This is a genomic window from Desulfonatronospira sp. MSAO_Bac3 (assembly GCF_003838035.1).
Taxonomy (GTDB): domain Bacteria; phylum Desulfobacterota; class Desulfovibrionia; order Desulfovibrionales; family Desulfonatronovibrionaceae; genus Desulfonatronospira; species Desulfonatronospira thiodismutans.
Genome location: NZ_QYZY01000332.1, coordinates 1 through 5,949 on the forward strand (window position 1 = coordinate 1; position 5,949 = coordinate 5,949).

At 51.9% G+C, this 5,949-nt stretch carries 5 protein-coding genes; 1 reads left to right on the plus strand and 4 read right to left on the minus strand.

The annotated features are described in order from the left end of the window. Positions 1-349: 349 nt before the first annotated feature. The 4 genes from D5S03_RS11650 to D5S03_RS11665 all read right to left on the minus strand — a co-directional run bounded on the left by D5S03_RS11650 (position 350) and on the right by D5S03_RS11665 (position 4,907). Positions 350-946 carry a stage II sporulation protein M gene (locus D5S03_RS11650; RefSeq protein ID WP_287044142.1) on the minus strand — a complete coding sequence of 199 codons (597 nt, stop codon included), beginning with the start codon at positions 944-946 and terminating at the stop codon, positions 350-352. 35 nt (positions 947-981) lie between these two features. Beyond that, positions 982-2,352 (minus strand): MBL fold metallo-hydrolase, encoded by a 1,371-nt coding sequence (locus D5S03_RS11655; protein WP_008868586.1) that lies wholly within the window; start codon positions 2,350-2,352, stop codon positions 982-984. A gap of 210 nt (positions 2,353-2,562) precedes the next feature. After that, positions 2,563-3,684 (minus strand): cyclopropane fatty acyl phospholipid synthase, encoded by a 1,122-nt coding sequence (gene cfa / locus D5S03_RS11660; RefSeq protein WP_287044144.1) that lies wholly within the window; start codon positions 3,682-3,684, stop codon positions 2,563-2,565. 74 nt (positions 3,685-3,758) lie between these two features. Continuing rightward, entirely contained in the window at positions 3,759-4,907 is a 1,149-nt protein-coding gene (locus tag D5S03_RS11665; RefSeq protein WP_287044145.1) for an amidohydrolase family protein, read from the minus strand. 125 nt (positions 4,908-5,032) lie between these two features. On the opposite strand from D5S03_RS11665, the gene D5S03_RS11670 reads away from it, so the two are divergent. Further along, complete coding sequence (locus tag D5S03_RS11670) at positions 5,033-5,806, plus strand: HD domain-containing protein (RefSeq protein ID WP_287044147.1); 774 nt, start codon at positions 5,033-5,035, stop codon at positions 5,804-5,806. Positions 5,807-5,949 lie beyond the last annotated feature (143 nt).

Sequence of the window (5,949 nt, forward strand, 5' to 3'; positions counted from 1 at the left end):
CATCCAGCACTCACTTTCTTCTTCATGAGTGCCGGAAAAAAGTGAGTGCTGGAGTGATTACCTTTTGGCCTGGCTTCCGCCTGTCCCGTTTAATTGCTCGCAGAGCAAGCCCGCAGGGCATTAAACTGGGAGCCAGGACAAAAATGTTTTTCTCTTAATCAATCTCTTAATCCTGCCTGCCCCGTTAATCCGGGGTCCCCTTTGGGGTGTTTAACTGGGGTTAATCCTGCCTGCCCCGTGAAATTTCTTCCATTTCACTGGGGTCAAAAAACTCTTTTATTTATTGGGTTGCGGGCATGGCCCTGCGTTAGAACAAGAGCAGACACAAAGAGCCATAGTTGCTCACAATCTACATCAAGAGCTCCAGCAAATGGTAGCGGCCTTCCAGGATGGCCGCCACAAAAAGCAGCGGCACCACAAAGACTGCAAAGACGCAGTGCACCCTTTTCAGACGCTCCACCCAGCCCGGCTGCTGCTGGTCCATGCGGAAACCCACGCCCCGCCACATGCCGACTCCAAAGGCGATGAACATGGCCGGCAGTTCAAAAATTCCGTGCGGACCGAGCATGATCAAAAAATCCAGCCCGGAGAAATGATCCATCCAGTTGATGAACCAGCCGAGCATAAATCCGTTCAGTGCAGCCAGGGCCAGGGGTACCGCGCCAAAAAAGACAATAAAGCACAAGGCCAGGTAACTGGCTATAAGGTTGTGCACAAAGATACGCAGGATAAATTCCCAGGCCCCCAGCCCTTCGAACTGTTCCACCAGTGTTCCGAACTGGGCCTCCATGAAATCAAAATGTTCGGATTGACTCCAGGCCACGACCGCAGCGGCGCAATAGATCATAAACGCAGCCAGAACCCACATCCTGGCCGCCTTGATGGTCATAACCGCCTGGCTCAACACATATTCCGGAAACTTCTGCATCTTATTGACCTGCGGCATTGCTCATTTTTGCATGCTCAAGAATCATAAAAAACTCACGAAGACACTATCTCGCAAAGAGATCTGGAGCAGGCCTGAATGGAACCCAGGCAGTTTTCCACTTCCCTTATCCCGTGTTGCCGCAGAAGGGAAACAGCTATGACCGCCCTCTTTCCGCTGCCGCAAAACGCGGTTACCGGCCTGCCGGGGCCTATCTCCTGCATCCTTTGCGGCAGTTCTCCCAGGAAAATATGCTGGGCACCCGGGAGATGTGCCTTGTGAAACTCTTTTCTGGTACGCACGTCGAGAATAGTAAAGTCTTCCCCGGAACTAAGACGTTTTTGCAGTTCTCCAGCAAAAACAACAGGGGCATGCTCGTAGCGCTTTCCCTGTACCGACCATTCATGCAGACCTCCTTCCAGCCAGCCCCTGACCCGGTCGAATCCCAGCCGCAACAGATATTCCCAGGCTGAATCCAGGTCCCGGTGTGACTCCGCGATCAAACCCACCTCCTGGTCCAGGGGCACAAACCAGCCTGCATATCTGGGCAGCATATCCAGGGGGACAGAAAGGGATCCGGGAATAAAGGCCCCGCAATAGGCCTCGGGGCTGCGCACATCTAAGGCCAGCATGCCCTCCTGCATGGCCTGGCCGAAATCTTCCGCGCCCATGGGCTGTAATGAGTTAAACGGGACTATGGCCGGCGGGCCGTCAAGATTGTACTTTTCCATGCGCGAAAAATAAGGCGGGTAAGAATGCTCTTCCCCCTGTTTGGCCTGTATAAAAGCTTCCCGGCTTTGTGCCTGCAGATCCGGATTGCAAAGCCTTTCATATCCCAGGGTGGAAAACTTTCTCTCCGCAAGGCCCTCCCCGCAGGCCGAGCCTGCTCCATGAGCCGGATAGACAACTGTCTGATCTCCCAGGGTAAGCAGCCTGGAAAAAATGCTGTCATAAAGCTGGCCGGCCATTTCCTCTTCCTGTCCAGGGTAAAAATCAGTTCGCCCGCTACCGCCGATGAAAAGCGCATCCCCGGTAAATACCCCAATGGGAGCATCTCCAGTGGACAGGTCATGGATAACAAGGGAGATGCTTTCCGGGGTATGCCCGGGGGTCTTCAAGACCTTGAGCCTGACCTGCCCCAGGTGGAATTCATCTCCTTCCCGGGCGGGCAGACCGTAAGCAAAGTCCAGCTCTTCACCGTGATAAATACCGGCTCCGGTGATTTCGGCCAGCTCCCTTGAGCCCACAACAAAATCCTCGTTGCGGTGGGTCTCGAAAATATGGGTTATCCGGCCCCCCTGGCTGCGGACAATATCCAGGTATACCTGGCAGTCCCGCCTGGGATCCACAACTGCAAACACCCCTTCGCTGCCCACAATATAGGAAAACTGGGCCAGACCCGGATTCTCTATCCTTTCCAGAAACATAACACTCCTTTAACAGCTTGAAGTTTAAGCAACCTTTAACACTACAGCGAAACTTATAAAATTTTTCAACCTGTCTAAACTGGGGACAGGCACCCCCGCACTTATTTTTATTACAAATGATCTTGGTTTTATTGGAAAAAATAAGTGCGGGGAGAGCCAGTCCCCGGAGGTCAATCATAAGTTTCGCTGTAGTGTTAATGCCAGGCCGGTTTAATACCTGCAAAACGGTTGTTTGTCACCTGGCAGATGCCTGGTATATACTGCCTGCCACAGCTGAATATATCTGGCTCTGAAGGCCCCCGCACAGGAAAGGAGATAGTACTCCCACATGCGCTTGAACCGGGCATCGTATCTACTGTGCCCGGCGGCAAGCTGCGGCCAGGCCTCCTGGAAGTTCCGGTTCCAGGCCATGAGAGTCTTGTCATAATGCGGGCCCAGATTGTGTACATCTTCCAGCACGAACAGGCCTTCAGCAGCCCTGGAAATCTGGGCCATGCTGGGCAGCATCCCGTTGGGAAAGATATATCTGCTTACCCATGGATCACAACCCCTTCTGGATCTGTTGCTGCCGATGGTATGCAGAAGAAACACCCCGTCTTGTTTCATGCATTCATGGGCCGCCAGCATAAAGGCCCGGTAGTTCTTCATGCCCACGTGCTCGAACATGCCCACGGAAACTATTTTGTCATAATTCCCGGAAATCTCCCGGTAATCCTGATTAATAAACTCCACCGGAAAGTCGCGGCAAAACTCCTCGGCGTAAGAGAGCTGTTCCCTGGATATATTCACCCCGGTCACCCGGCAGCCGTAACGCTCTGCAAAGTAGCGGGCCAGGCCTCCCCACCCGGAGCCTATATCCAGGACATGGTCATGTGATTCAAGGTTGAGCTTGCCGGCAATGAGATCCATCTTGGCCTGCTGGGCCTGACCCAGATCAGTGGTGTCCCTGAAAAAACCACAGCTGTACTGCAGATACGGATCCAGGAATGAAAAAAACAGGTCATTGCCCAGGTCATAGTGTTTGTCTGCAATTACCCGGCACCGCATTTTTGACTGCAGATTGAGAACCACAGCCGGCAAAAACTTAAGCAAGTACCTGACATTCCCCCTGACTTTTCGCTCCAGTCCGCTGGACAAAAGCCTGTATATCATCTCGTCTATGCGCTCGCAGTCCCACCATCCGTCCATGTAGGACTCTCCCAGCCCCAGGCTTTTTTCCCTCCATATCCTTTTAAACCAGCGCTGGTCATGCACCTGAATATCCCAGGGATTTTTCCCGTTGATCTCGATACCAGCAATTTTCAGCATATCCCGGACAGTACCTTCAATCATAATTTCCTCGAACTTTGTCTGTCTCTAACGGTTTTTAATTTTTCCACGTTCTGCTAAGCTTTAACTCCGGTCTGTCACTTTCCAGCGTAATAAACAACACTGCCTTCTCCATAGACTGACTCCGGGTATCCGGCCAGATCAAAGGGATCATCTTTCCAGCAGATAAAAGAGGCCCATTTGCCCTTTTCCAGGGTGCCAAGCCTGTCATCTAAACCAAGAAGGGCGGCATTCTTTCTGGTCAGGATTTCCACCACCTCCTGTCTGGACAGCCCCAGGCGCAGAAACCAGCGGGTCTGCAGGAATAACTGCCGGGCAGGGGTTACAGGGTGGTCGGTCATGAGGCCGTATTCCACCCCTGAATCCAGAAGGTGCTTCAGGTTGCGCCAGTTCTCGTGTTTCAGCTCCACCTTGTAGGCAAAAGCATCCACGGGTCCGTAAACTACGGGAATACCCCGCCTGGACAGTTCTTTGAAGATATCGCCATGGTGTACACCCATGGCGTGCTCCACACTTACACGCAATGAAAACTCATCCACTAGTCTCAATAGGGCGGCGATATCATCGATCTTGTGCACGTGCACCCTTAAAACAAGCTCTCCCTTCAGGATCTTAAGCAGAGTCTCTTCTTCCGCGGACAGGATGATTTCTTTTTTCTTTTCCTCGTCCGCCGCCTGACGGCGCTTTTCCTTGACAAGCACCTCATCCAGCCTGTTGCGCAGCATGGCCAGCGCCCCCATTCTAGTCGTGGGCCTGGAGCCGTTCCAGGAGGTAGTGGACATGGGATTATATCCCAGGGCTGCCTTGAGTCCGGCCCTGTCCACAAAAGCCCTGGTGCTGTCAGAGGCATAGTTTCGAATAACCGCGCTTTTGCCGCCAATTATATTACCGCTTCCCGGAAGTATGCAGGAATAAAGCACCCCTGCTTCCACAGCCTCCTGCAGGGCCTGGTCATCCATCTGCAGCGAATCCAGTGCATCGGCCATGACCAGAATGGGGTCCTGCCTGTCGTTGGATTCGGCCTCGGCCCTGGGCTCACCGGCCCGGACCATGCCTATGTGGCTGTGGGGATCAATAAATGCCGGGGTTATGACCCGGCATTCCCGGATAATTTCCCCGTATACCTCGGGAAAGACCCCAACTATGCCGGAATCATCAAACACAAGGCAGGCATCCTGAACAACCTGCCTGCCGGTGTATATGGTCTCTGCGCGTACGCAATACATATGTGCCTTCTCTTTGTTTTTGGTTCAGTTATGCCCCATTACCGATAGACGCTTGTCCTTTGAGGCGTTGTAATTTAAAAGTAAGTCACTACATTCAATCAACAACCCGCTAACCAAAAATCCAAATGAATATCCAACCATATCTGAATTATTTCCAGGATTATGTCCAGGCTTTCATGGACGCTGCACCTGCTGGGGATTTAAACTTTGAGCTGAAAAAAGAGCACAGCCTGAGGGTAATGGAACAGGCCCGGGAGCTGGCATCTTATCATGGCTTTGACCCGCAATCATGTTTTTTGACTTCTCTGGCCGGGCTTTTTCACGACCTGGGCCGCTTTGAGCAGTACTGGCTTTACCGGACATTCAACGACAAAATATCCGTCAACCACGGCCTTTTAAGTACAAAGATCCTGCACAGGGAAAAGGTTTTAAGAAAACTTTCTGCACCTGATAAAAGGTGCGTTCTTCTATCTGTACTTTACCACAATAGAAAAAGCCTGCCCCGGACTCTTGCCCCCGGCAACATGGCAGTGGCCGGTGCAGTGCGGGACGCGGACAAGCTGGATATATATCCGGTTATTATACATCACATCTCCCGGCATACAAAGGACAGCAACACCATCACCCTGGAGCTTGAGGATGCAAACGAAGTCAGCCCGGAAATACTGGAGCAGGTAAGATCCGGCAGGCTGGCCGATTACCACAGGATGCGCTATAAGAACGACTTTCTGCTGCTCATGTCCTCCTGGATATACGATCTCAACTATGCTTATTCCTGTCGCCGGGTACTTCAAAAAGGCTACTTAGACACCATTTTTGCCATGCTGCCCCAAAACAGCCTCATGCACTCCCTCAGAGACAGTCTGCTGGCATACCTGCAAAAGTACGCGAAAGGATGACAGCTTGAAAAAAGATGACAGCAGAATCAAAAAAAGCTAAAAGAGGACACTTGATAAATAAATACCAGACACCTTTCATGTATAACCCCGAACCCCGCGTTTTTATATGTCCGGAAAAATTTTGATAATCGATGACGAGGAAG